The sequence below is a fragment of the Pseudomonas reidholzensis genome, assembly GCF_900536025.1.
Taxonomy (GTDB): Bacteria; Pseudomonadota; Gammaproteobacteria; order Pseudomonadales; family Pseudomonadaceae; genus Aquipseudomonas; species Aquipseudomonas reidholzensis.
The window spans coordinates 70,968-96,560 of sequence record NZ_UNOZ01000030.1 but is presented as its reverse complement, the minus strand read 5'-3'; the positions used below and the strand labels follow the sequence as shown (position 1 = coordinate 96,560).

General features: G+C 65.6%; 24 protein-coding genes. 15 read left to right on the top strand and 9 right to left on the bottom strand.

The annotated features are described in order from the left end of the window. The first annotated feature begins 148 nt into the window (after nt 1-148). Nucleotides 149-607 carry an Lrp/AsnC family transcriptional regulator gene (locus CCOS865_RS20020; protein ID WP_119144032.1) on the top strand — a complete coding sequence of 153 codons (459 nt, stop codon included), beginning with the start codon at nt 149-151 and terminating at the stop codon, nt 605-607. A 21-nt stretch (nt 608-628) separates the two neighbouring features. Here CCOS865_RS20020 and CCOS865_RS20015 read toward each other — a convergent pair whose 3' ends face one another. Continuing rightward, nucleotides 629-2,959: an FdhF/YdeP family oxidoreductase gene (locus CCOS865_RS20015; protein ID WP_119144030.1), complete on the bottom strand. Its 2,331-nt coding sequence runs from the start codon at nt 2,957-2,959 to the stop codon at nt 629-631. Between the two features lie 291 nt (nt 2,960-3,250). On the opposite strand from CCOS865_RS20015, the gene moaA reads away from it, so the two are divergent. Both moaA and CCOS865_RS20005 read left to right on the top strand, forming a co-directional pair. Further along, nucleotides 3,251-4,255: a GTP 3',8-cyclase MoaA gene (moaA, locus tag CCOS865_RS20010; RefSeq protein ID WP_119144028.1), complete on the top strand. Its 1,005-nt coding sequence runs from the start codon at nt 3,251-3,253 to the stop codon at nt 4,253-4,255. A 20-nt stretch (nt 4,256-4,275) separates the two neighbouring features. Beyond that, entirely contained in the window at nt 4,276-5,175 is a 900-nt protein-coding gene (locus CCOS865_RS20005; RefSeq protein WP_119144026.1) for a bestrophin family protein, read from the top strand. Nucleotides 5,176-5,292: 117 nt separating this feature from the next. Here CCOS865_RS20005 and moaB read toward each other — a convergent pair whose 3' ends face one another. Next, nucleotides 5,293-5,856, bottom strand: coding sequence for a molybdenum cofactor biosynthesis protein B (gene moaB / locus CCOS865_RS20000; protein ID WP_425272970.1), 564 nt, complete (start codon nt 5,854-5,856; stop codon nt 5,293-5,295). Between the two features lie 144 nt (nt 5,857-6,000). Here moaB and CCOS865_RS19995 point away from each other — a divergent pair, with 144 nt between their 5' ends. After that, on the top strand, nt 6,001-6,885 hold the full coding sequence (locus tag CCOS865_RS19995) for a LysR family transcriptional regulator (protein ID WP_119144022.1): 885 nt from the start codon (nt 6,001-6,003) through the stop codon (nt 6,883-6,885). Between the two features lie 15 nt (nt 6,886-6,900). Here the strand turns inward: CCOS865_RS19995 and CCOS865_RS19990 are convergent, their stop codons facing one another. After that, nucleotides 6,901-7,674, bottom strand: coding sequence for an AraC family transcriptional regulator (locus tag CCOS865_RS19990; protein WP_119144020.1), 774 nt, complete (start codon nt 7,672-7,674; stop codon nt 6,901-6,903). Nucleotides 7,675-7,953: 279 nt separating this feature from the next. Here CCOS865_RS19990 and CCOS865_RS19985 point away from each other — a divergent pair, with 279 nt between their 5' ends. The 10 genes from CCOS865_RS19985 to abaF all read left to right on the top strand — a co-directional run bounded on the left by CCOS865_RS19985 (nt 7,954) and on the right by abaF (nt 18,431). Next, nucleotides 7,954-8,880, top strand: a complete 927-nt coding sequence (locus CCOS865_RS19985; RefSeq protein WP_119144018.1) for a 4-hydroxyproline epimerase — start codon at nt 7,954-7,956, stop codon at nt 8,878-8,880. Between the two features lie 54 nt (nt 8,881-8,934). Continuing rightward, entirely contained in the window at nt 8,935-9,882 is a 948-nt protein-coding gene (locus CCOS865_RS19980; protein WP_119144016.1) for a dihydrodipicolinate synthase family protein, read from the top strand. Between the two features lie 89 nt (nt 9,883-9,971). Then, nucleotides 9,972-11,243, top strand: a complete 1,272-nt coding sequence (locus CCOS865_RS19975) for an NAD(P)/FAD-dependent oxidoreductase (RefSeq protein ID WP_119144014.1) — start codon at nt 9,972-9,974, stop codon at nt 11,241-11,243. Between the two features lie 111 nt (nt 11,244-11,354). Further along, a complete protein-coding gene (locus tag CCOS865_RS19970; RefSeq protein WP_119144012.1) occupies nt 11,355-12,026 on the top strand; it encodes a GntR family transcriptional regulator in 672 nt (223 codons plus the stop codon). A gap of 327 nt (nt 12,027-12,353) precedes the next feature. Next, nucleotides 12,354-13,172 carry an ABC transporter substrate-binding protein gene (locus CCOS865_RS19965; RefSeq protein ID WP_119144010.1) on the top strand — a complete coding sequence of 273 codons (819 nt, stop codon included), beginning with the start codon at nt 12,354-12,356 and terminating at the stop codon, nt 13,170-13,172. Nucleotides 13,173-13,182: 10 nt separating this feature from the next. Further along, on the top strand, nt 13,183-14,955 hold the full coding sequence (gene lhpI / locus CCOS865_RS19960; RefSeq protein ID WP_119144008.1) for a cis-3-hydroxy-L-proline dehydratase: 1,773 nt from the start codon (nt 13,183-13,185) through the stop codon (nt 14,953-14,955). After that, entirely contained in the window at nt 14,948-15,613 is a 666-nt protein-coding gene (locus CCOS865_RS19955) for an amino acid ABC transporter permease (protein ID WP_119144006.1), read from the top strand. The genes lhpI and CCOS865_RS19955 overlap by 8 nt, the downstream gene beginning before the upstream one ends. A gap of 11 nt (nt 15,614-15,624) precedes the next feature. Beyond that, a complete protein-coding gene (locus CCOS865_RS19950) occupies nt 15,625-16,275 on the top strand; it encodes an amino acid ABC transporter permease (RefSeq protein ID WP_119144005.1) in 651 nt (216 codons plus the stop codon). Then, a complete protein-coding gene (locus CCOS865_RS19945; protein WP_119144003.1) occupies nt 16,268-16,990 on the top strand; it encodes an amino acid ABC transporter ATP-binding protein in 723 nt (240 codons plus the stop codon). The genes CCOS865_RS19950 and CCOS865_RS19945 overlap by 8 nt, the downstream gene beginning before the upstream one ends. Nucleotides 16,991-17,027: 37 nt before the next feature. Next, complete coding sequence (gene abaF, locus CCOS865_RS19940) at nt 17,028-18,431, top strand: fosfomycin efflux MFS transporter AbaF (protein ID WP_119144002.1); 1,404 nt, start codon at nt 17,028-17,030, stop codon at nt 18,429-18,431. On the opposite strand, the gene xenA is transcribed toward abaF, so the two are convergent. Then, nucleotides 18,422-19,513 (bottom strand): xenobiotic reductase XenA, encoded by a 1,092-nt coding sequence (xenA, locus tag CCOS865_RS19935; RefSeq protein ID WP_119144000.1) that lies wholly within the window; start codon nt 19,511-19,513, stop codon nt 18,422-18,424. The genes abaF and xenA overlap by 10 nt on opposite strands. Before the next feature lie 88 nt (nt 19,514-19,601). Here xenA and CCOS865_RS19930 point away from each other — a divergent pair, with 88 nt between their 5' ends. After that, the gene (locus CCOS865_RS19930) at nt 19,602-19,901 is read left to right on the top strand and encodes an ArsR/SmtB family transcription factor (RefSeq protein WP_119143999.1); all 300 of its coding nucleotides are present in this window, start codon (nt 19,602-19,604) and stop codon (nt 19,899-19,901) included. Between the two features lie 18 nt (nt 19,902-19,919). Here CCOS865_RS19930 and CCOS865_RS19925 read toward each other — a convergent pair whose 3' ends face one another. From CCOS865_RS19925 to CCOS865_RS19905, 5 genes are read right to left on the bottom strand one after another with little or no spacing between them, the layout of a single operon-like run. Further along, nucleotides 19,920-20,831, bottom strand: coding sequence for a 2-hydroxyacid dehydrogenase (locus CCOS865_RS19925; RefSeq protein ID WP_119143997.1), 912 nt, complete (start codon nt 20,829-20,831; stop codon nt 19,920-19,922). 10 nt (nt 20,832-20,841) lie between these two features. Next, nucleotides 20,842-21,690: an ureidoglycolate lyase gene (locus tag CCOS865_RS19920; protein WP_119143995.1), complete on the bottom strand. Its 849-nt coding sequence runs from the start codon at nt 21,688-21,690 to the stop codon at nt 20,842-20,844. Nucleotides 21,691-21,718: 28 nt separating this feature from the next. Beyond that, nucleotides 21,719-22,459 carry an SDR family oxidoreductase gene (locus CCOS865_RS19915; RefSeq protein ID WP_119143993.1) on the bottom strand — a complete coding sequence of 247 codons (741 nt, stop codon included), beginning with the start codon at nt 22,457-22,459 and terminating at the stop codon, nt 21,719-21,721. Next, entirely contained in the window at nt 22,456-23,940 is a 1,485-nt protein-coding gene (locus CCOS865_RS19910) for an MFS transporter (protein ID WP_119143992.1), read from the bottom strand. The genes CCOS865_RS19915 and CCOS865_RS19910 overlap by 4 nt, the downstream gene beginning before the upstream one ends. After that, nucleotides 23,909-25,492, bottom strand: a complete 1,584-nt coding sequence (locus CCOS865_RS19905; RefSeq protein ID WP_119143990.1) for an aldehyde dehydrogenase (NADP(+)) — start codon at nt 25,490-25,492, stop codon at nt 23,909-23,911. Before CCOS865_RS19905 ends, CCOS865_RS19910 begins: the two co-directional genes overlap by 32 nt. Between the last annotated feature and the right edge of the window lie 101 nt (nt 25,493-25,593).

The window sequence follows — 25,593 nt, the reverse complement described above, 5'->3', positions numbered from 1 at the left end:
GACGGGTTGAAAGACGTCACTATCGCATATCCGATGGCGGCAGGCCGAGTGTGGAATAGCCTTGTCGGTTTTACCCGCAACGTATTCTCCGCATGCTCTCACTGGGCTAATCTCGAGGAAATTTTTCTCAAAGCAGCCGCCCGCCGATATGGACAGTTTCGACCAGCACATCCTCACCCTGCTCCAGCGCGACGCCTCGCTGTCCCTCAAGGACCTGGCCGAAGCCGTCAACCTCACCACCACGCCCTGCTGGAAGCGGGTCAAGCGCCTGGAAGAAGAGGGCTACATTCGCGGCCGGGTGGCGCTGCTCGACCCGCAGCGCCTGGGCTTGGGGCTGACCGTGTTCGTCCAGCTGAAGACCCAGCGCCATGACAGCACCTGGCTCGAGCAGTTTGCCGCGACGGTGAGCGGCTTCGAAGAGGTGATGGAGTTCTACCGGATGTCCGGCGACTGGGACTACATGCTGCGGGTGGTGGTGGGTGATATTGCAGCGTATGACCGCTTCTACAAGAAGCTGATCACCAGCACCGATGGGCTGTCCAATATCACCTCGAGTTTCGCCATGGAGCAGATGAAGTACACCACGGCGTATCCCGTACATCGTTAGATCAGGCGTTGCCTGCCCTCATCACTCAGCGGCAGCCACCAGGTCGATGCGGTTGCCGGCCTTGGCCTTTTCCAGCCTGATCGCGACGAACTTGGAGGTCGGCGTGTAGGTCCCTTCGCCATAGCTCTCCAACGGCACCAACGGGTTGGTCTCCGGATAGTAGGCCGCGGCCTGCCCCTCGGGCACATCGAACGCCACCAGGCGGAACCCGGACACGCGCCGCTCACGCCCGTCCTCCCACAGCGACACCATGTCCACCTGCTCACCCGGCTCGAAGCCCAGGCGGCGAATGTCCGCCTCGTTGACGAACACCACCTCGCGCAGGCCAAACACCCCGCGATAACGGTCATCCAGGCCATACAGCGTGGTGTTGTACTGGTCGTGCGAGCGCAAGGTCTGGAGGATCAGGTCAGGTTTATCGCCCCGCGCCAGCACCTGGGCGTTGATCAGTTGCTCCGGCAACACGCTCGGCATGAACCGCGCCTTGCCGGTGCTGGTGCGCCACTCCCGGTTGGCCGCACTGTTGCCCAGGTGGAACCCCCCGGGCTCCTCGAGGCGCTGATTGAAGTTGGCGAAGCCGGGGATAACGTCGGCGATCATGCTACGAATACGGCTGTAATCCGCGACGGCATACGCCCAGTCAATCGGATGCTTGCCCAACGTCGCCTGGGCGATCCCGGCAATGATCGCCGGCTCCGAGCGCATGTGCGGTGAGCGCGCCTTCAACTGGCCGTGGGAGATGTGCACCATGCTGAAGGTGTCTTCCACGGTCACGCCCTGTGGCCCGTTGGCCTGCAGGTCGATCTCGGTGCGCCCCAGGCAGGGCAGGATCAACGCATCGCGGCCGGTGACCAGGTGCGAGCGGTTGAGCTTGGTCGAAATCTGCACGGTCAGCGCGCAGTTGCGCAGCGCCGCATGGGTACGCGGGGTGTCTGGCGTGGCCTGGGCGAAGTTGCCGCCCAGGGCGATGAAAACCTTGGCGCGCTGCGCTTCCATGGCCTGGATCGCCAGCACCGCGTTGTGCCCGTGGGCACGCGGCACCTTGAACTGGAAGCGCTGCTCGAGGGCGTCGAGCAACGGTGCCTTGGGCTTCTCGTCGATGCCCATGGTGCGGTCGCCCTGCACGTTGCTGTGGCCACGCACCGGCGACAGCCCGGCGCCGGGCTTGCCGACGTTGCCGCGCAACAGTTGCAGGTTGACGATCTCCTGCACGGTGGCCACCGAATGGCGGTGCTGGGTGACGCCCATGGCCCAGCACATGATCACCCGCTCGGCTTTGCGGTACATGCGCGCGGCCAGCTCGATCTCGGCCTGAGTAAGCCCGGACTGCTCGACGATGTGTGCCCACGAGGTGGCGTCCAGCACGGCCAGGTAGTCATCGACGCCACTGGTGTGGGCGGCAATGAACGCATGGTCGAACACCGCCGGCTCGCCGTTGGCCTGGGCCTCGCGCTCCCATTGCAGCAGGTACTTGGCGATGCCGCGCATGGCGGCCATGTCGCCGCCCAGCGACGGCCGGAAGTACGCACTGGTGGTCGGTTCGGAGCCGTTGCTGAGCATCTCGAACGGGTGCTGCGGGTGCTGGAAACGCTCCAGGCCACGCTCCTTGAGCGGGTTGAAGCAGACCACCTGGGCGCCACGGCGCACCGCCTCGCGCAGCGGTTCGAGCATGCGCGGGTGGTTGGTGCCGGGGTTCTGGCCAATCACGAAAATCGCGTCGGCCAGCTCCAGGTCATGGAACACCACGGTGCCCTTGCCGACGCCGAGGCTGGCGCCCATGCCGACGCCGCTGGCTTCGTGGCACATGTTCGAGCAGTCGGGGAAGTTGTTGGTGCCGTAGGCGCGGACGAACAGCTGGTAGAGAAACGCCGCTTCGTTGCTGGCCCGGCCGGAGGTGTAGAACTCGGCCTGGTCGGGCGACTCGAGCGCCTGCAGGTGCTCGGCGATCAGCGCAAAGGCTTCGTCCCAGCTGACTTCGCGGTAATGATCGGTGGCGGCGTCGTAGCGCATGGGGTGGGTCAGGCGACCCTGGTATTCGAGCCAGTAGTCGGTCTGATCGGCCAGCGCGCTGACGCTGTAGCGGGCAAAGAATGCCGGATCCACCGAACGGCCGGTGGCTTCCCAGTTGACCGCCTTGGCGCCGTTTTCGCAGAACTTGACCACGTCGCTTTCCGGCGACTCGCCCCACGCGCAGCCCGGGCAGTCGAAGCCACCGTTCTGGTTGGTCTTGAGCATCACGCGCAGGTTCTTGAAGGCGTTTTCACTGCCCAGCCAGCTCTTGGTCACGCTCTTGAGCGCGCCCCAACCGGCGGCGGGGCCCTTGTAGTCCCGGATGTGTTGGTCTTTGCTCATGCGGTGGATCCTCACGCGGGGCATCAAAAGGTTCAGCGGGTCGAGTCGCCCGCTGTTTTCCCCAGCCTAAGAAGCCAGCCCTGCGGCGTCCAATCGATATGCCTTACAGGCTGATAGGCCCTGTCGATGATCGCCAGGGCTGCTCTGCACGCCTTGATATCCGTGGCCTTCGCCGGTGATAGACGAGACTGATCAACCGAGTGGGGAAAGCAATTTGACGCCGGCCCGCGCAGGTTATAGCGTGGAGTGAATCCCCGGCGCACTGCCCGCCGCCACCCTTCGAGCGCCCCCGTGAAACACACCGCCCAGGCCCTGATCGACGGCTTCAACCGAAGAATCGACTACCTGCGCATGTCGGTCACCGACCGCTGTGATTTTCGTTGCGTCTATTGCATGGCCGAAGACATGCAGTTCTTGCCGCGCCAGCAGATCCTCAGCCTCGAAGAGCTGTACCAGGTGGCTGAGCGTTTCGTCGCTCTGGGCACCCGCAAGATCCGCCTGACCGGTGGCGAGCCGCTGGTGCGCCAGGGCATCGTCGAGCTGTGCGGGCGCATCGCCGCCCTGCCCGGCCTGCGTGAACTGTGCCTGACCAGCAATGGCTCGCAACTGGGCCGCCTGGCGCAGCCACTGTTCGACGCGGGCGTCAGCCGGCTGAATATCAGCCTCGACAGCCTTGAGCCCGCGCTGTTCCGGCAACTCACCCGGACCGGCGACCTGGACCAGGTGATTGCCGGCATCGACGCCGCCCGCCACGCCGGTTTCCGCCGCACCAAGCTCAATTGCGTGGTGCTCAAGGGCCGCAACGACGGTGAAATCGTCGACCTGGTGCGCTTCGCCATCGACCGCGAGCTGGACATCTCGTTTATCGAAGAAATGCCCCTCGGGCTCATCAGCGAGCACCAGCGCGACGAGTCGTACTGCTCCAGTGACGACGTGCGCGAGCGCCTTGCCGCCCACTTCACCCTGATCGAATCGGCCGAATCGTCGCAAGGCCCGGCGCGTTACTGGCGCCTGGCCGAAGCGCCGCAGACCCGGGTCGGTTTCATTTCGCCGCACAGCCACAACTTCTGCGCCACCTGCAACCGCGTGCGCCTGACCGTCGAAGGGCGCTTGCTGCTGTGCCTGGGCAACGAGCATTCGCTGGACCTCAAGCAGGTGCTGCGGGCCCACCCCGGTGACCGCGAGCGGCTGGAAAGTGCCATCCGCGAGGCCGTGCAGCTCAAGCCCTATCGCCACCACTTCGAGGTGGGCGGCGAGGTGCAGATCCTGCGCTTCATGAACATGACCGGCGGCTGATCGGCCGTCTCTGGATTGCCATGATCGTCCATTCCCGCCCCGATGTGCTGCGCGTGCTGTTCACCCTCAAGGGCTCGATCGTCAAGCGCATTGCCCTGCGCTGCCTGTTGGTAACCTTGCTGGCGGCCCTGATCGTGCTGGTCGAGCGGCGTTACCCGCAGATGTTCTCGCCGGTCAGCGCCACGCCGTTCACCTTGCTTGGCCTGTCGCTGTCGATCTTCATGAGCTTTCGCAACAACGCCTGCTACGACCGCTGGTGGGAGGGGCGCAAGGCGTGGGGCAAGATGATCATCGAGGTGCGCTCGTTCGTCCGTGAGAGCGCGGTGATTGCCGATGAGCGGGTGCGCGGCGAGTTGCTGCGCGGGCTGTGTGGGTTTGCCCATGCGCTGAACGCCGGGCTGCGCGGTGAGGCGCCGCTGGAGGCGGCGCGGCCATGGCTCAGCGAAGGGGCGGCGATCAGCCCGCACAACGTCTGTGACGGGATCCTGCAAGAGATCGGCGGGCACTGTTCACGCCTCGCCCAGGCTCAGCAGATCAGTGAGTGGCGGTATACCCTGCTGGAGCAGCGGCTGCTGGGGCTGTCGGAGGTGCAGGCGACCTGCGAGCGGATCAAGGGCACGCCGCTGCCGTTTCCCTACACGCTGCTGTTGCACCGCACCATCTACATCTTCTGCCTGCTGCTGCCGTTTGCCCTGGCCACGCCGCTGGGCTGGCTGGCGCCGCTGTTCACGACCATCGTCAGCTACACGTTCTTTGGGCTGGATGCGATCGGCAACGAGCTGGAAGACCCGTTTGGCCGGGATGAGAACGACTTGCCGACCGATGCTCTGGTGCGCACCCTCGAGCGTGATGTGCTGGCGGCGCTGGGGCATACCCCGCTGCCACCGGTGTTGCTGCCGGTGGAGCATGTGTTGAGCTGAGGGGCTTGTGTAGAACCTGGTGGCCTCATCGCGGGTAAACCCGCTCCTACAGGTTTTTGCAACGCCGCAGAGTCCTGTAGGAGCGGGTTTACCCGCGATGAGGCCGGCAGGGTCAACTCAACCTCGGCTGTCACACGGGCCCACCGGCTTCAGGTGTGGGACGAAATTGCATGGGCGGTGACGGGCATCCAGTTGCTCGGCGAGAATCCCCTCCCACGCCGTCCGACACGCCCCGGTCGAGCCCGGCAGGCAGCACACCAAGGTGCCATTGCTCAACCCGGCCAACGCCCGGCTCTGCACGGTCGAGGTGCCGATATCAAGGATCGACAACGCCCGGAACAGCTCGCCAAACCCGTCGATACGCTTGTCCAGCAAACACTCCACGGCTTCGGGCGTGCTGTCGCGCCCGGTAAAACCCGTGCCACCGGTGATCAGCACCACCTGCACCTGGTCATCGGCGATCCAGGTCGCGACCTGGGCGCGGATCTTGTACAAGTCGTCCTTGAGCAGCACCCGCTCGACCAGGCGGTGGCCGATCTGCACCGACCGGGTGGCCAGCAGCTCGCCCGAGGTGTCGGTGTCGAAGCTGCGGGTATCGCTGACGGTCAGCACGGCAATATTGAGCGGTACGAATACCGCGTCCGGTTTCACACTCACCTGGGTTTCCTCGCGAATTGGCATTGCCGCCACGCTAGAGGCAAGCCCGGCAAGCGTCCAATCGATATGACGTACCGGGTGATCAATGCTCTCTATCGCCCACTTAACATTGGCCACCCACCGCCGACTTGGTTAAGGTCGACAGACTCAGATCGTGCAGGCCGCCCCATGGACATCAAGCAGCTCAAGTTCCTCCTCGCCCTCGACCAGACCCGCCATTTCGGCCAGGCCGCCGCGCTGTGCCACATCACCCAGCCGACCCTGTCGATGCGCCTGCGCAACCTCGAGGACGAACTGGACCTGGTGCTGGTCAAGCGCGGTCAGCGCTTCGAGGGGTTCACCGAAGCCGGCGAGCGCATCCTGGCCTGGGCCCGCACCCTGCTCGCCGCGCACGATGGTCTGCAGGCCGAGGCCGCCAGTTGCCGCGGCCAGGTGGTCGGCAGCCTGCGCCTGGGCAGCGTACCGCTGGCCAGTTTCAACCCGATGCACCTGCTGCTGCCGCTGCGCGAAAAATACCCCGAGCTGCATTTTCAGCTCAGCTCGCACACCTCCGAGCAGATCGTCGACGGCCTCAGCCGCAACCAGCTGGACCTGGGCATCTGCTACCTCGACCAGGTCAACGCGAGTTTCTTCGACGTGATCGAGCTGGGCACCACTACCATGGGCCTGCTGCACGACGTCCGCCACTTCCCGCTGGCGCAGCGCGCACTGCGCTGGGAAGACCTCGGCGACATCCCCCTCGGCCTGCTCAGCAAGGGCATGCACTACCGCCAGTCGCTCGACCTGAGTTTCCGCAGCCGTGGCCTGGAGCCGCTGGCGGTGCTCGAAAGCGACTCGACCTTCCAGCTGATCCAGGCCATCACCAGTGGCATCTGCTGCGCATTGATGCCGCTCGACTGCGGCCTGGAAGACCTCAGCGAACACATGCGCATCATCCCCGTCACCGACGCCAGCGTGCTCAGCCCGGTCGGCCTGTTGCTGCGCCGCAGCGAGCCGCGTTCGGCGATCGCCGAGCAGTGCTTCGCCGAGGCGCGGGCGTTGTTCAGCGCCTGACCGCGATGGCCGCTTTCACCGCCCTGTCGCCTGCCGGTACTGGCGGGGGGTGAAGCCGGTCAACTGCTTGAACTGGCGGCTGAACGCGCTGTGATCGGTATAGCCGCATTGCAGGGCCACCTCGATGATCGGCAGCGTGGTGTGCAGCAGGCGGTGGGCATGCTCCAGCCGGGCCTTGTGGATCATCTGCCGCGGCGTCAGGTGAAACACCCGCTTGCAGTAGCGCTCCAGCTGCGCCACGGAGATACCGGCGATTCGGGTCAGTTCGCCCATGCTGATCGGCTGGTGAAAATTCTGGCGGATATGCGCGTCGACGGCGGCCAGGCGCTGGTAGGCCGGGTGGCTGTCGGCGGCGCTCTGCAGGTCGACCGAAATGCCCACCAGGCCGATGATCTGGTCGGCCGGATTGCGTAGCGGGCGTTTGTGGGTGAGGCACCAGCCCGCTTCGCGGCTGCCGTACAGGTGCAACTCCAGCTGGTCCTGCAGCACCCACCCCTGCTCCAGCACGCGACGGTCCTGTTCGGTGTAGCCGGGGCCCAGCTGTGCCGGAAACACCTCGGCGCTGGTCTTGCCGAGCAGCGGCGTCAACTGCTTGAGGCCGCAGCGCTGGACCAGCGTGCGGTTGGCCAACACATAGCGCGCCTGGGCGTCCTTGATGAAGATCGCGGCGTTGGGGATGGCGTCGAGGATCGGCAACAGCAAGGCGACGCTGGCCAGCAGCGCCTCGATGGTCGCAGGGCGATGCTGATCGAGGTTGGCGTAGAGCGCTGCGAGGCTGTTGCGGGTCATGGCGGGTCCTCAGAGGGTGCGCTGGCAGTGCCTGCCAAGGCAACGCATTGCCGAGATTGCAGCCTATCCCAGGGCAACGTCGACTCCAACACCCAGCTGCCAATTGTGCTGATTTCGTCATCCACTTTGTAGAAAACCATCAAGAACGCAGCCCCCGCCGGGCGCCACTCTATAGCCCATGCACACCGCCAGAAAATCCATAACGCTGCGGTCATGAACCCCGCCTCACGCCGCCAATCACTCCCTTGCGGGCACGCCCGCTGCAACCAGGACGCGCTGATGAAACGCATACACGTGATCGACTCCCACACCGGCGGCGAACCGACCCGCCTGGTCATGAGCGGCTTCCCGGCGTTGACCGGGCGGAGCATGGCCGAGCAACGCGACGAGCTGCGCGAGCAGCATGACCCGTGGCGCCGCGCCTGCCTGCTGGAGCCACGCGGCAATGATGTGCTGGTCGGCGCGCTGTATTGCCCGCCCGTGTCCGCCGAGGCCACCTGCGGGGTGATCTTCTTCAACAATGCCGGCTACCTGAACATGTGCGGCCACGGCACCATCGGCCTGGTCGCCTCGCTGCAGCACCTGGGGCTGATCAACCCGGGCGTGCACCTGATCGACACACCGGTCGGCCAGGTCAGCGCCACTTTGCATGAAGACGGCGCGGTCACGGTCGGCAACGTGCCGTCCTACCGCTACCGCCAACAGGTCGCGGTGGACGTGCCGGGGCATGGCCGGGTGCACGGCGACATCGCCTGGGGCGGCAACTGGTTCTTCCTGGTCTCCGAGCACGGCCAGCGCCTTGAGCTGGACAACGTCGAAGCGCTGACCGCGTACACCTGGTCGATGCTCAAGGCCCTCGAAGCGCAGGGCATCACCGGCGAAGACGGCGGTGTGATCGACCACGTCGAGCTGTTCGCCGACGACCCCGACGCCGACAGCCGCAACTTCGTCATGTGCCCCGGCAAAGCCTACGACCGCTCGCCCTGCGGCACCGGCACCAGCGCCAAGCTGGCGTGCCTGGCGGCCGACGGCAAGCTCGCCGAGGGCCAGACCTGGACCCAGGCGAGCATCACCGGCAGCCGCTTCGAAGGGCGCTTCGAATGGCACGGCGAGCGCATCCGCCCGTTCATCACCGGCCGCGCCCACATGAGCGCCGACAGCACCTTGCTGATCGACGAACAGGACCCCTTCGCCTGGGGCATCTGAGCCGCAGGTTCTCTCGACACCCTATCTGACTGAATGCCGCAAGGAGTGACAACCATGAGCGACAACATCTTCACCGGCTGCATGCCTGCCCTGATGACCCCGTGCACCCCTGCCCGCACACCTGACTTCGACGCGTTGGTGCGCAAGGGCCGCGAGCTGATCGAAGCCGGCATGAGCGCCGTGGTCTACTGCGGCTCGATGGGCGACTGGCCGCTGCTGACCGAGGCCGAGCGCCAGGAAGGCGTGGCGCGCCTGGTTGCCGCCGGCATCCCGACCATCGTCGGCACCGGCGCGGTGAACACCCGCGAAGCGGTGGCGCACGCCGCGCATGCCGCCAAAGTCGGCGCCGCCGGCCTGATGGTGATCCCCCGGGTACTCTCGCGCGGCGCCTCGCCCGCCGCCCAGAAAGCCCACTTCGCGGCCATCCTGCAAGCCGCGCCGAAACTCCCGGCGGTGATCTACAACAGCCCTTACTACGGCTTCGCCACCCGTGCCGAGCTGTTCTTCGAACTGCGTCGCGAGCACCCCAACCTGATCGGCTTCAAGGAGTTCGGCGGCGGCGCCGACCTGCGCTACGCCGCCGAGCACATCACCTCCCAGGACAACGACGTGACCCTGATGGTCGGCGTTGACACCCAGGTGGTGCATGGCTTCGTCAACTGCAACGCCACCGGCGCGATCACCGGCATCGGCAACGCCCTGCCGCAGCAAGTGCTGCAACTGGTGGCGCTGAGCAAGCAGGCTGCCCAGGGCGACGCCAAGGCCCGGCGCCTGGCGCGTGAGCTGGAAGCGGCACTGGCCGTGCTGTCGTCGTTCGATGAAGGCTGCGACCTGGTGCTGTACTACAAGCACCTGATGGTGCTCAACGGCGACCGCGAATACACCCTGCACTTCAACGAAAGCGACGTGCTCACCGACGCCCAGCGTAACTACGCCGAAGCGCAGTACACGCTGTTCCGCACCTGGTACGGCAACTGGTCGGCCGAGCACAACCTCGCCTGACACCTCACCCGCGGCGCCGTCCAGGCGCCGCCCTCTCCTCCGCCTGGTGCACGCACTGAAGGCTTCGCACCGTTGAAAAGGACGCCCGCATGACCCTGACAGGCAACGTGCTCACGCCCGGGCAACCTGACGCCGACATCGCCATTGTCGGCGCCGGTATCGTTGGCGTCGCCTGCGCCCTGCAACTGGCCCGCCAGGGCCGGAGGGTACTGCTGGTCGATCGTCAGGCGCCCGGTCACGGCGCCTCGTTCGGCAATGCCGGGCACCTGGCCACCGAGCAGGTGTTTCCGATTGCCGACCTGTCGATCCTCAAGCGCTTGCCGTCCATGCTGATGGACCCGATGGGGCCGTTGCGCCTTGACTGGAAATACCTGCCGCGCGCCCTGCCCTGGTTCACTCGCCTGCTGCTCAACCTGCGTGCGGCGCCGTTCCAGCGCAGCGTGGCCGGCATCCGCACGCTCAACGAAGGCAGCCTGGGTGCCTGGCAGCGGTTGCTGGGCTCGATCGAGCGCAGCCAGCTGCTCAAGCAAGACGGCTCGCTGCTGGTGTTCGAACGGCCGGAGTCGCGGCCAGCGCTCGAGGCCTTGCAAGCCCGCCTGCAACAGCAGGCGGTGCCGGTGCAATCGTGGTCGGCGCAGGCGGTGCAGCAGGCGGCCCCGCAGCTGAGTCGGCAGATCCAGGGCGGCTTGTTCTTCCCGGCTACCGGGCATTTCCTCGACCCATACCAGGTGGTCTGTGAGCTGTTCGACGCCGCACTGAAACTCGGCGTGCGCTTCGTCCAGCAGGAGGTGCACACAGGCCAAGTGCATGCCGGGGGCGTCACCCTGAGCAGTGCCCAGGGTGCGCTGACGGCGCGCCAGGTGTTGATCGCCTGTGGCGCACACTCGGCCAGGCTGACCGCCGCGCTGACCGGCAAGCAGGTGCCGCTGGACACCGAACGCGGTTATCACCTGATGCTGCCCAACGAGCACCAGCGCTTGCCGTTCGCGGTCACTTCGCTGGAGCGCAAGTTCATCATGACGCCCATGACAGAGGGCTTGCGCCTGGCCGGCACGGTGGAGTTCGCCGGCCTCGAGCGGCCGCCCAGCATGCAACGTGCCTGGCAGTTGCACCGGCTGAGCCAGGGCCTGTTCGAGCGTGACCTGGACGCCACCGGCGCGACACCCTGGATGGGCTTCAGGCCGTCATTGGCGGACTCGTTGCCGGTGATCGACCAGGTCTGCGAGGGGCGAGTGCTGCTCGCTTTTGGCCATCAACACCTGGGCCTGACCCAGGCTGCGGTAACGGCCGAGTGGCTGGGCCGCCTGGTGCAGGGCGAACCCCAGGCGCACCTCGCCGCCTACCGCCTCGATCGTTTCTGACCCCGCGGCCGGCGCTGCAAGCGCGGGCAATGACCACTGAGGCATTGCTCGCGATGTGGATAAAAATCTCGTATACCATATCCATAATTCCATCCCGACCGGCCATGTACCGTGAAACCACCCCGCCTGAACGTTCCGGACCTGGGCAATATCCCCTCCACCTCGGAAATCATCACCCGCCACCTGCGTGATGCAATCATCGCCGGGCAATTCGGCGAAGACGAACCTATCCGTCAGGACGACGTCGCCAGCCAGTTCAATGTCAGCAAGATCCCCGTGCGCGAAGCGCTCAAGCGCCTTGAAGCCGAAGGCCTGGTGATGTTCCAGCGCAACCGTGGGGCGATGGTCACGCGGATGTCGGAGTCGGAGCTGGCGCAGATGTTCGAAGTGCGCATGCTGCTCGAAGACAAGGTACTGCGCCTGGCCATCCCCAACATGACCGACGCCACCTTTGAACGCGCCGAGCGCATCTGCCAGGAATTCATCGGTGAAAACGATGTGGGGCGCTGGGCGGAGCTCAACTGGGAGTTGCATGCCTGCCTGTACGAACCGGCACAACGGCCGTTTCTGATCAACCTGATCCGCTCGGTCAACGACAAGCTGGAGCGTTACCTGCGCATGCAGATGAGCCTTTCGGCCGGCAAGGAACGGGCTGATCACGAGCATCGCGAAATACTTCAGGCGTGCCGTGAAGGTGACGTGGAGCGGGCGGTTGGCTTGCTCGACAAGCACATTGCCGGGGTCTGCAAGACCCTCTTCGAACACCTGCCCAGCGCCAAGTGATGATCCAGTTGCGCTGGCCTGCCCGGCGCAACAGCCGCCTCAGCGGGAGGGCAATCGCCCGCCCGCATCCCCCGCTCTCTAACGCCTCCTGAGTAGCACCTGTGTTCCCTTGGGGGGCGCAGATACCCACCGTGCTCCGATATGTAACATCCCCGGTCAGCGCCTGACCGTACCCCGGAGTCAGCCCCCGCCCTGCAGGGCATGGCCCACAACGATGCACGCGGGTTTACCCCTGCCAGGCATAAACAGGCACGCGCATTGCTATGCTTTATATCGTATACGAAATGCCCTTATACGATGTTCAGCACACACCGACACGAGGCCTTCATGAAAAAGCAATCCCTCGCTTTAGCCCTCAGCGCTGTATTCGTTTCGAGCTTCATGGCGACCGCCCAGGCCGACAAACTGGACGACATCATCGGCGCCGGCAAACTGCGTTGCGCAGTCACCCTGGACTTCCCGCCGATGGGCTTTCGTGATGCCAGCAACGCCCCGGCGGGGTTTGACGTGGACTACTGCAATGACCTGGCAAAAGTGCTCGGCGTGGATGCCGAAATCGTCGAAACACCCTTCCCCGACCGCATCCCGGCACTGATCTCCGGCCGCGCCGACGTGATCGTGGCGTCCACCTCGGACACCCTCGAGCGGGCCAAGACCGTCGGCCTGACCGTGCCCTACTTTGCCTTCCAGATGGTCGTGCTGACCCGCGAAGACACCGGCATCAACACCTTCGACGACATCAAGGGCAAAGCCCTCGGCAACACCAGCGGCACCTTTGAAGCGCTGGCCCTGGAGAAGGACGTAAAAAGCTGGGGCACCGGCAGCTTCCGCGCCTACCAATCGCAGAACGACACCATCCTGGCGGTCGCGCAAGGCCATATCGAAGCCACCGTGGTGACCAACACCGTCGCCGCCGCAACCTTGAAATCCGGCAAGTACAAAAACCTCAAGGTCGCAGGCAACGCCCCGTACGTGGTTGATTTCGTTTCGCTCGGCGCCAAGCGCAACGAGTACGGCCTGATCAACTACCTGAACCTGTTCATCAACCAGCAGGTGCGTACCGGTCGCTACCAGGAGCTGTTCGTCAAATGGGTCGGCACTGACATCCCCACCACCGACCTGACCGTACCGCAGGTTTACTACTGAGGCCTCGCGCATGTCAGGTTCACTCAACCCGCTGCACGGGCGCAGCCTGGTCGCCGGTGCGGCGCAAGGCGAACTGCTGTTCGCCGAGGTCGGCCTGAGTTTCTGGGGCGGCGTCGATCCGCTTACCGGCGAAGTGATCGATCGCCATCACCCGCTCAGCGGCCAGCGGCTGGCGGGGCGGGTCCTGGCCATCCCCAGCGGCCGGGGCTCGTGCACCGGCAGCAGCGTGCTGATGGAACTGATCAGCAACGGCCACGCCCCGGCGGCGCTGGTGCTGGCAGAAGCCGATGAGATCCTGACCTTGGGCGTGCTGGTCGCCGAAGCCCTGTTCGCGCGTTCGCTGCCGGTGCTGTGCATCGGCAAGGCGGCCTTCGCCGGCTTGCAGGGCAGTACATTTGCGCGGGTCGAGAACGCGCTGCTGGAGCTCTATCAAGCACCGCCAGCCGGCCCCTGGCAGCCGCGCACGGCAGTCGTCGACAGCGCGCCTGCGAGCCTGCAACTGAGCGCCGAAGACCAGGCCATGCTCGCCGGTGACTACGGCAAGGCGACCCAGGTGGCCATGCAGCTGGTGGTGCGCATGGCGCAGCTGCAGGGCGCCACGCAGTTGCTGGACATCAGCCAGGCGCACATCGATGGCTGCATCTACACCGGGCCTGCCAGCCTGCACTTTGCCCAGCAGTTGCTGGAATGGGGCGCGGCGGTCAGGGTACCGACCACCCTCAACTCGATTTCCGTCGACCAGCGCCGCTGGCGTGAACTGGGCATCGACCCGGCATTGGGCGTTCCGGCCAGCGCGCTGGGCGATGCCTACATGGCGATGGGCGCGCAGCTCAGTTTTACCTGCGCGCCGTACCTGCTGGAGACTGCCCCGGCCTTGGGCGAGCAAGTGGTCTGGGCCGAATCGAATGCCGTGGTGTACGCCAACAGCGTGCTCGGCGCGCGCACCCTGAAGTACCCCGACTACCTGGATATCTGCATCGCCCTGACCGGCCGTGCACCGCTGATCGGCTGCCACCTGGACGCCCAGCGCAAGGCCCAATGGCAGGTCGAGGTGCCTGACCTGGGCCGCACCGACGATGCCTTCTACCCCTTGCTCGGCTACCACATCGGCGCCCTGGCCGGCAGCCGTGTGCCGCTGGTGCTCGGGCTCGAGCACGCGGCGCCGAGCCTGGACGACCTCAAGGCCTTCGGCGCGGCGTTCGCCACCACCTCGAGCGCGCCCCTGTTTCACATTGCCGGCGTCACCCCTGAAGCGCTCGAGCCCTCGCAGGTGCTCACCGCCGAAACCCTCGCCGCCGTCACCCTGAGCCCGGCCGAGCTGCTGCTCAGCTGGCGTGCGTTGAACAGCGCGCGCACCGACCAGGTGGAGGTGGTGTCGCTGGGCAACCCGCATTTTTCCCTGAGCGAGTTCGCCCACCTGGCCCAGCTCTGCCAAGGCCGGCGCAAGCACCCGGCGGTGGTGGTGGCCATCACCTGCGGGCGCGGCGTGCTGGAGCAGGCGCGCACGGCCGGCCACCTCGCAGTGCTGGAAGCCTTCGGCGTGCTGCTGGTGACCGATACCTGCTGGTGCATGCTCGGCGAACCGGTGATTCCGCCTGGGGCGCGCACGCTGATGACCAACTCGGGCAAGTACGCCCATTACGCACCGGGGCTGGTGGGCCGCGCCGTGCATTTCGCCAGCCTCGCCGACTGTGTCGACGCCGCCTGCACCGCCAAGGCCAGCGGGCGCCTGCCCGCCTGGCTGGAACCTGCCGTAGCCAAGGAGCGCCTGCCCCATGTTTGATTACACCTTTCAGTGGCGGGCAGCCTTGCGGGCGTTGCCCGACATGCTCAGCGGCGCCTGGGTAACGTTCGAGACGGCCGCCCTGTCGATGATCTTCGGCGTGCTGATCGCGCTCGCCCTGACGGTCATGCGCGAAGCGCCCAACCCGCTGCTGCGCGGCATCGGCAACGGCTGGGTATCGATCGCCCGCAACACCCCGTCGCTGTTTCAGATCTACATCCTGTACTTCGGCCTCGGCTCGCTGGGGTTGCACGTCAGCTCGTGGCTGGCGTTGCTGGCCGGGATCACCTTCAACAATGCCGGCTACCTGGCGGAGAACTTCCGCGGCGGCCTCAAGGCCGTGCCCACCACCCAGGTCCGCGCAGCGCGCTCGCTGGGCATGAGCGCCTTCCAGGCCTATCGGATGATCGTCGTCCCGCAGTTGCTGCGGGTGGTGTTCTACCCGTTGAGCAACCAGATGGTCTGGGCCGTGCTGATGACCTCGCTGGGGGTCGTCGTCGGCCTCAACAACGACCTCACCGGGGTGACCCAGGAATACAACGTCAAGACCTTCCGCACCTTCGAGTTCTTTGCCATCGCGGCGGTGCTGTATTACCTGATCGCCAAGGCGATCGTTGCGGTAGCCCGGCTCCTGGCCTGGCGGCTGTTCCGCTACTGAGGACTGTGTTCATGCTGACTACCAGTTTCACCTGGAACGACCTGCTGTTCATGCTCGACGGCGCCTGGGTCACTTTGCAGCTGACCTTCTGGGCGATTCTCATGGGCACCTTCGCCGGCCTGCTGTTCGGCCTCTTGCGGGCCCTGGCACCGCGCGCCAGCCTGCCCCTGGCCTGGCTCCTGGATGTGTTCCGGAGTGTGCCGCTGCTGATCCAGTTCGTGCTGTTCAACGCCTTCAAGAGCATCGTCGGCCTGAACATCAGTGCCTTCAGCGTCGGCTGCATCGTGCTCGGCGTGTACACCGCGGCGTACTTCACCGAGGTGGTCCGCGGCGGCGTGCTGGCGGTGCCGCTGTCGGTGCGCCGGGCCAGTCGCTCACTGGGCCTGAGCTACCTGCAGGACCTGCGCTGGATCGTCCTGCCGATGGCCACCCGGGTGGCCTTCCCCGGCTGGTTGAACCTGGTGCTCGGGGTGATGAAAGACAGCGCCCTGGTGATGTGGATCGGCATCGTCGAACTGCTGCGCGCCTCGCAAACCATCGTCACCCGGATTCAGGAGCCGCTGCTGGTGCTGTGCATCGCCGGGCTTATCTATTACGTCATGAGCCTGGTGGTTGCACGCCTGGGCGCCCGTCTGGAAAGAAGGTGGCAAGAAAATGATTGAGATCGACAACGTACACAAATCCTTCGGCCACCTCGACGTGGTCAAAGGCGTCAGCCTGACGGTGAACAAGGGTGAAGTGGTGTCGATCATCGGCGGGTCAGGCTCCGGTAAATCGACCCTGCTGATGTGCATCAACGGCCTCGAGCCGATCCAGAAAGGCAGCATCCGCGTCGACGGCATCGAAGTCCACGACCGCGCCTGCGACCTCAACCGGCTGCGGCAGAAGATCGGCATCGTGTTCCAGCAATGGAACGCATTTCCGCACCTGACGGTGCTCGAGAACGTCATGCTCGCGCCGCGCAAGGTGCTCGGCAAAAGCAAGCAGGAGGCCGAGGCCCTGGCCGTCAGGCAACTGACCCACGTCGGCCTTGGCGACAAGCTCAAGGTGTTCCCCGGCAAGCTCTCCGGTGGCCAGCAACAGCGCATGGCGATCGCCCGCGCGCTGGCCATGTCGCCGGACTACATGCTGTTCGACGAAGCCACCTCGGCGCTCGACCCGCAACTGGTCGGCGAAGTGCTGGACACCATGCGCATGCTGGCCGAAGACGGCATGACCATGGTCCTGGTGACCCACGAGATCCGCTTTGCCCGCGATGTGTCGGACCGCGTGGCGTTTTTCCGCAACGGCCTGGTGCACGAGATCGGTTCGCCCGATCAGGTCATCGGCAACCCGCTCAAGGCGGAAACCGCCGAGTTCCTCAAATCGGTCAAATAACCCTGCCTGGTTCAGTGCTTCTGGAGGAAACCCGATCATGTCCACTCAGCCAAACACTCACAGCGCCACCTCACCTGCCGGCCTCAAGCGCGTGGTCGCTGCCGCCATGGCCGGGACGGTGGCCGAATGGTATGAATTCTTCCTGTACGGCACGGCATCGGCACTGGTGTTCGGCCAGCTGTTCTTCCGCCAGACCGACAGCCCGATCGACGGCATCATCGCCGCCTTCGCGCTGTACGCCGTGGGCTTTCTCGCCCGCCCGTTGGGGGGCCTGGTGTTCGGTCACTACGGTGACAAGTTCGGCCGCAAGCGCCTGCTGCAACTGAGCCTTGTGGTGGTCGGCATTACCACCTTCCTGATGGGCTGCCTGCCCGGCTTCGACAGCATCGGCTACGCCGCACCGGTCCTGCTGGTGCTGCTGCGGCTGATCCAGGGGTTTGCCTTTGGCGGTGAATGGGGCGGGGCGATCCTGCTGGTGTCCGAACACTGCCCGGACAACCGCCGCGGCTTCTGGGCCAGTTGGCCACAAGCCGGGGTGCCGGCCGGTAACCTGTTGGCCACGGTCGCGCTCCTGCTGCTGTCGTCGAACCTCTCCGAAGCAGACTTTCTGGCCTGGGGCTGGCGTGTGGCGTTCTGGTTTTCTGCGGTGGTGGTGCTGATCGGGTACTGGATTCGCACCAGCGTCGACGATGCGCCGATCTTCAAGGAAGCGCAGGCGCGCCAGGCCCACAACAAGACCGCGCAACTGGGTGTGGTCGAAGTGCTGCGCCATCACTGGCGCGCGGTACTGGTCGGGATCGGTGCGCGATTCGCCGAAAACATCCTCTACTACACCGTGGTGACGTTCTCCATCACCTACCTCAAGCTGGTGGTGCACAAGGACACCTCGCAGATCCTCCTGCTGATGTTCGGCGCCCACCTGATCCATTTCTTCCTGATCCCGCTGATGGGCTACCTGTCCGACCTGATCGGGCGCAAGCCGGTGTACCTGACCGGTGCGGTGCTCACGGCGTTCTGGGGGTTCGTGGGTTTTCCGATGATGGACACCGGCAACAACTGGCTGATCATGGCGGCGATCACCCTGGGCCTGGCCATCGAGTCGATGACCTATGCGCCCTACTCGGCACTGATGGCCGAAATGTTCCCCACCCATGTGCGCTACACCGCGTTGTCGCTGTGCTACCAGGTGGCGCCGATCTTTGCCGGCTCACTGGCACCACTGATTGCCATCAGCCTGCTCAATGAGTTCCACAGTTCGACGCCGATTGCCTGGTACCTGGTGGGCGCGGCAATGATCTCGATCATTGCCGTGGGCCTGACGCGGGAGACCCGCGGCAAGTCGCTGCACCAGGTGGATGCGGAATCAGCGGCGCGGGTCGCGGCGCATCAGCAGGCCGCGGCGACGGCTGCCAGCGCCGTTGGCGTGACCTCTCAGCGATAACGTTCCAGCCAGTGCGCGTACGGCGCAGGCAGGGTCCAGGAGGCCTTGTCGACCCCCAGCTCCTTGGCCGCGAAGTACGCCCAGTGCGGATCGGCCAGGTGCGCCCGGCCTACCGAGACCAGGTCCAGGTGCCCGGCCTGCAGCGCACCCTCGGCCAACTGCGGGGTACCGAAGCCCCACGCCGACGTCACCGGCAACCCGGCTTCGCGGCGCACGCGCTCGGCGATCGGGCCCATGAACGCCGGGCCCCAGGGGATGTTGGTCTCGGCAATGGTGAAGCCGACGCTGACGCTGAGCAGGTCCAGGCCACCGGCCTTGAAGCGACGGGCCAGCTCGATCGATTCCTCGAGGGTCTGCTCGTCACGGCCGTCGTATTCCAGCACGCCGAAACGGGCGGTCAGCGGCAGGTTTTCTGGCCACACTTCACGCACGGCGGCCAGCGTTTCGAGGAGGAAGCGGCTGCGGTTGTCGAAGCTGCCGCCATAGGCATCGGTACGCTGGTTGCTGTGCTCGGAGAAGAAGCTCTGGCCGAGGTAACCGTGGGCGAAATGCAGCTCGATCCATTCAAAGCCGGCATCACGGGCACGACGGGCGGCATCGACGAAGTCCTGGCGCACGCGGGCGATGTCGTCCAGGGTCATGGCCCGAGGCACCTTGGGCAGGTGTGCGCCAAAGGCGATGGCAGACGGCGCGATGGTCTCCCAGCCACGGGCGTCATCGACGCCGATGTGGTCATCGCCTTCCCACGGCCGATTGGCGCTGGCCTTGCGCCCGGCGTGGGCGATCTGGATGCCCGGCACCGAACCTGCAGCCTTGATCGCCTGTACCACCGGCACGAAGGCCTGGGCCTGGGCGTCGCTCCAGATACCGGCGCAACCGGGGGTGATCCGCCCTTCGGGCGCGACCGCAGTGGCCTCGACTACCACCAGGCCGGCACCGCCACGGGCCAGGCTGGCCAGGTGGACGTGGTGCCAATCGTTGATCAGGCCATCCTCGGCCATGTACTGACACATCGGCGGGATCGCGATGCGGTTGCGCAGGGTGACGTCCTTGAGGGTATAGGGTTCGAACAGGGCGGACATGGCAACGCTCCAGGGGTGATTTCAGATACGATAGTTCGATCATATTCGAACTATGGCAATTTGTGAAACCCCCGTTATCATGTGAGGCATGCGAGCCTACAAACATCCCACACCCGACGACCTGATCCTCGAGCGCGTGCTTTACGCCCTGAGCGACCCTGTGCGCATGGAAATTGTCCGCCACCTGGCCGGCGTTGCCGAAGCCAGCTGCGGCGAGCTGGACGGCGGCCGGCCGAAGTCGAGCATGTCGCACCATTTTCGGGTGCTGCGCGATGCCGGGCTGGTGCACACCCGCAATGTCGGCACCACGCACATGAATTCGCTGCGCAGCGATGAGCTCGATGGGCGCTTTCCGGGGTTGCTGAACAGCATCTTGCGCCAGCAGTGAGCCCGGCCCGGCCTGCCCTCAGTAACCTTCCAGCACTGCATTCACCACGCACCGGGCCATGGCCTGGCGGGTCTGCAAGGTGGCGCTGCCCAGATGCGGCTGCAACACCACATTGTCCAGGCCCAGCAGTGCCTCGGGGACCTGCGGTTCATGCTCGAACACATCCAGCGCGGCGCCGCCCAGCCGGCCATCGCACAACCGTGCCACCAGTTCGCCCTCATCGATCACACTGCCTCGGGCGACGTTGACCAGCACCCCTTGCGCGCCCAGCGCGGCAAGCACGTCGGCATTCACCAGATGCCGCGAGGCCGCGCCGCCGGCCGCTGCCACCACGAGGATGTCGGCGTCGGCGGCAAGGCTCTGCGCAGTAGCGTGATAGGCATGAGCGCAACCCGCGAGCGGGCGGCGATTGTGATAGGCCAGCGTCACCCCGAACGGCTGCAATCGCTCGGCAATGGCCAGGCCGATACGGCCCAGGCCAATGATGCCAACCCGCTGCCCGCGCAGGCTGGTACCGAGCAAGGGGAACGCCCCCTGACGCCACTGCCCCTGCCGGACAAAGCGGTCAGCCAGACACACCTGGCGGAGCAAGGCCAGCAGCAAGGCCACCGCCTGGTCAGCCACGGCATCGGTGAGGATATCCTCGGTGGTAGCGATACGAATCTCGCGCACCTGTGCCAGGTGCAGATCGATGCGATCAAGGCCGACCCCGTTTACCGCAATCAGCCGCAGCCCGCGCAACCCCTCCAGCAACCACGTCGGCACGCCCTCACCGCCATTGGTTACCAGCGCAGCGAAGCGTTCGGGGCGCTCGCTCAACACCGCCCGCCGGGCCCGTTCGTCATAGCAGCGGACCAGCGCGAAGCGCTCGGCCAACTGCGCTTCATAGTCAGCCAGCAATGGCGCCAGCATCAGCAACTCAGGCTTCATCGGCGCCCCCTCAATCTGCCTGGACGGTGACCTGGCGCTGTTCGCCAAGGCCTTCGATGCCCAACCGCATAGTCTGCCCGGGCCGCAGGAACACCGCCGTGGGCTTGATGCCCATGCCAACGCCCGGCGGCGTGCCGGTGGAAATCACATCGCCCGGCTGCAAGCTCATGCAGCGGCTGAGGTAGGCGATCAACTGCGGGATGCGGAAGATCAGCGTGCGGGTATTGCCGTCCTGGTAACGCTTGCCGTCGACTTCCAGCCAGAGACCCAGCGCATGCGGGTCGGGGACCTCGTCGCGGGTGACCAGCCATGGGCCGATCGGGCCGAAGGTGTCGAAGCCTTTGCCCTTGTCCCAGGTACCGCCGCGCTCGAGCTGCCATTCGCGCTCCGACACGTCGTTGATCACGCAATAGCCGGCGACATGCTCGAGGGCGTTGGCTTCATCGATGTAGCGCCCGCCCTTGCCGATCACCACGCCCAGTTCCACTTCCCAATCGGTCTTGCTCGAGCCCCGCGGGATCTCGACATTGTCGTTGGGCCCGCAGACGGCGCTGGTCCACTTGCTGAAGATGATTGGCTCGCCAGGCACTGCCATGCCGGCTTCAGCGGCGTGGTCGGCGTAGTTCAGGCCGATGCAGATGAACTTGCCGATCTGCCCGACACACGGGCCGATGCGTGGATTGCCGGCCACCAGCGGCAGGCTTGCCGGGTCAAGGCTGGCCAGGCGTGCGAGGCGCTCGGGTGCCAGCGCGGTGCCGGCAATGTCGTCGACCTGGTCGGCGAGGTCGCGAATGCGCCCCTCGTTGTCGAGCAAGCCCGGCCGCTCTGCGCCCTTGTCGCCATAACGCAACAGTTTCATGCTGATCTCCTGTTTCGATTGAAAGGGGTTACAGGCTCATGCCGCCGTCGATCAGGTGCACGCCGCCGGTGGTGTAGGCCGACATATCGCTGCCCAGGTAGACGGCGAGCTGGGCGATCTCTTGCGGGCTGCCAATACGGCCCATGGGCTGCCGGCCGACAAACTGCCGATAGACCTCCTCGGCCGTGCTGCCCTGGGCTGCTGCCTGGGCCGCGATGCGTTGCTGCAACGAAGGTGATTCGACCGTGCCCGGGCAGATCGCATTGCAGCGGATGCCCTCGCCGACATGGTCGGCGGCAACCGCTTTGGTCAGGCCGATCACTGCTGCCTTGCTGGCGCCATAGGCGAAGCGGTTGGGCACCGCCTTGACGCTGGAGACCACCGACGACATGTTGATGATCGAGCCGCCGCCCCGGCGCAACATGCCCGGCAGGAAGGCGCGGATCATCCGGTACATGGCCGTCACGTTGATGGCCAGCGAGCGCTCCCAGGCGGCTTCGTCACACGCCAGGATCGCCCCGCTGTGGACGTAGCCGGCGCAATTGAACAACACGTCGATGTCGCCCAGTTCGGCGCACAACGCCTCGATCGCCGAGGCCGAGGTCACATCCAGCAGGCGGGCCTGAATGCCCGGTTCATCGCGTAGGCCATCGAGGTTGATGTCGGTGCCGATCACCTCGGCGCCCGCTGCTGCGAAGGCCTGTGCACTGGCCAGGCCGATGCCCTGCCCTGCGGCGGTAATCAGCACGCGTTTTCCGTTCAGGTTCATGCGGCCTCCAGCTTCATCTGCGCCTTGGCCTGTGCTTCAGTACGGCCAAGCATGGCTGCCGGAATCGCCATGATCAGCAGGGCACTGACGAACAGGCACCCACCCAGCACGTAGGTGCCGTTGTTCATGTTGCCGGTGAGGTTCTCGGCCACTGCGGTGATCATCGAGCCGGTGAACCCGGACAGGTTGCCGATGGCGTTGATCATGCCGATCCCCGCCGCTGCCGCGACCCCGGACAGCACCGTGCCCGGCAGCGTCCAGAAGATCGGCATCAGGCTCAGCACACCGGAGGCAGCAACGGTGAGGAACAGTACCGAGAGCACCAGGTTGGCCGAGAAGTAGGCACTGAGGATCAACCCACAGCCGCCAATGAACGCTGGAATCGCCGCGTGCAGGCGGCGCTCGCCGGTGCGGTTGGAGTGACGCGCATTGAGGAACATGGCGACCACGGCAACCCCATAGGGGATCGCGGTCAACAGGCCGATATCAAAGCTGCTGGTGATACCCGCACTCTTGATGATCGACGGCATCCAGAAGGCCAGGCCGTAGAACCCGGTGTTGAAGGTCAGCAGGATGAACACCAGCAGCCATACCCGCGGGTTGAAGAACACCTCGCTCAGACGCGAGACCTTGCCCTGCTCATCCTGCTGCAGATTGGCCTTGAGCATCTGCTTCTCGTCCGCCGACAACCAGTGTGCCTTGTCGATGCTGTCGCACAGGCAGGTGAACACCACCACCGCCATGATGATCGACGGCACGCCTTCGATCAGCAGCATCCACTGCCAGCCGGCCATGCCGTGCCAGCCGTTGAGGCTGGTCATCAACCACCCCGAGAGCACGCCGCCCAAGGTCAGGCTGACCGGCATGGCCATGAGGAAGCCAGACATCACCCGGCTCTGCCGATGGGTCGGGAACCAGTAGTTGAGGTAGAGGATCACCCCTGGGAAGAAGCCGGCTTCGCAGATGCCCAGCAAGAAGCGCAGCGCGTAGAACATGGTGCTGGCTTCAACGTGGAAGAACCCGGCGAGGGGCACGGTGAACGCCACCGCCATGGAAATGATCGCCCAGCTGAGCATGATGCGGGCGATCCAGAAGCGCGCGCCGTAGCGGTGCAGCAGCAGGTTGCTGGGGACCTCGAAGAGGAAGTAGCCCCAGAAGAACACGCTGGCGCCCAGGGCATAGACCGTGTTGCTGAACTGCAGGTCGTTGAGCATGTCCAGCTTGGCGAAGCCAATGTTGACCCGGTCCAGGTAGGCAGCCATGTAACACAACAGCAGGATCGGCAGGATGCGCAGGATTACCTTGCGGTAGGTACGGTCTTCGAAGCCCGGATCGCGGGCCGGTGCAGCGGGTTGGCTGTGCATGGATGAAGCCCCTCGGCATGTCGTGCATGCCTGATTGTTGTTATCGACAGGGCACCGGGCGCAGCACGCCCGGTGGTACAGCGGTTCAGCGGATAGGGTCGCGGCTGGGCTGGCCATCGACCAGGCGCAGCAGGCCCAGCGGGTTGCCGTCGTGCAGCGCCTCGGGCAGAAGCGCCTGTGGGAAGTTCTGGTAGCACACAGGGCGCAGGAAGCGCTCGATCGCCAGGCTGCCGACCGATGTACCCCGGCTGTCGGACGTGGCGGGGTACGGCCCGCCATGCACCATCGCATCGCTGACTTCGACGCCGGTCGGGTAGCCATTGATCAGCAAGCGGCCCGCCTTGTGCTCGAGCAAGGCGACCAGGTCGCCAGCCTCGGCCAGATCGTCGGGCTCGCCGAGCAAGGTCGCCGTCAGTTGCCCGCCCAGCGCGTGCAGGGCCGCCAGCAGTTCAGCGCGGTCGGTCAGCTCGACCACCACCGTGGTCGGGCCGAAGACTTCCTCCTGAAGCAACGGCTCGGCGTTCAGCAGCAGCTGGGCATCCGCCTGGAACAACTGCGGGCTGGCCTGTTCAGCTGCTTGCTCGGCACCGGCCAGGTGGCGGATGCCGGCATGCGCCTTGAGCTGGGCGACGCCATGCGCATAGCTGCGCAAGGTGCCGGCGTTGAGCATGGTCTGCGCAGGCTGATCGGCGATACGTGCCTGCAACTGCTCGACAAACGCACTGAACTGCGCGGAACGCACGCCAAGCACCAGCCCCGGGTTGGTACAGAACTGCCCGCAACCGAGCACCACCGAGGCAGCCAACTCGCCCGCAATTGCCTCACCCCTTTGCGCCAGCGCGCCCGGCAAAACGATCACCGGGTTGATGCTGCTCATCTCGGCGAACACCGGGATCGGTTGTGCCCGCGCTGCGGCCATGTCGCACAGTGCCCGGCCGCCCTTCAGCGAGCCGGTGAAGCCGACTGCCTGAATCGCCGGATGCTTGACCAGGGCTTCACCGACGCCCGCGCCGAAGATCATGTTGAACACGCCGGCGGGCATCTTGCAGCGCTCGGCGGCCCGCACGATCGCGGCGGCGACGGCTTGAGCAGTGGCCATGTGGCCGCTGTGTGCCTTGAACACCACCGGGCAGCCGGCGGCCAGCGCGGCCGCGGTATCACCGCCGGCCGTGGAAAACGCCAACGGGAAGTTGCTCGCGCCGAACACCGCCACTGGCCCCAGGCCCAGCCGGCACTGACGGATATCCAGGCGCGGCAGCGGCGTGCGCTGCGGCTGCGCGCGGTCGATGCGCGCGCCGAGAAAATCACCCCGCCGCAGGACCTCGGCAAACAAGCGCAACTGGCCGCTGGTGCGGGCCCGCTCGCCTTGGATACGCGCCGCCGGCAGCGCCGTCTCGCGGCAGACCAGGGCGATGAAGTCCTCACCCAGCACGTCGAGCTCTGCGGCGATGGTCTCGAGGAACGCGGCGCGCCGCTCTGGCGCCAGCGCCCGAAAACCGGGGTAGGCCCGCGCCGCAGCCGTGGCAGCGGCGTCCACCTCGGCAGGGCTGGCCTGGTAGAACGCACCTGGCAGTGCCTCGCCGGTACGGGCGTCGAGGCTGTGCAACAGCGGTTGGCCCGTGGCGCTGCGCGCACCGCCGATAAATTGCTGACCTGCGTATGAAGTCATGGACGTTCCTTGGCAATCCTGGAAAACACTGGACGCTAATCTAGGCGGGCCTGCGATTCTTTCCCAATGGCATTTATGGATCATCCGATAACACGGGGTTA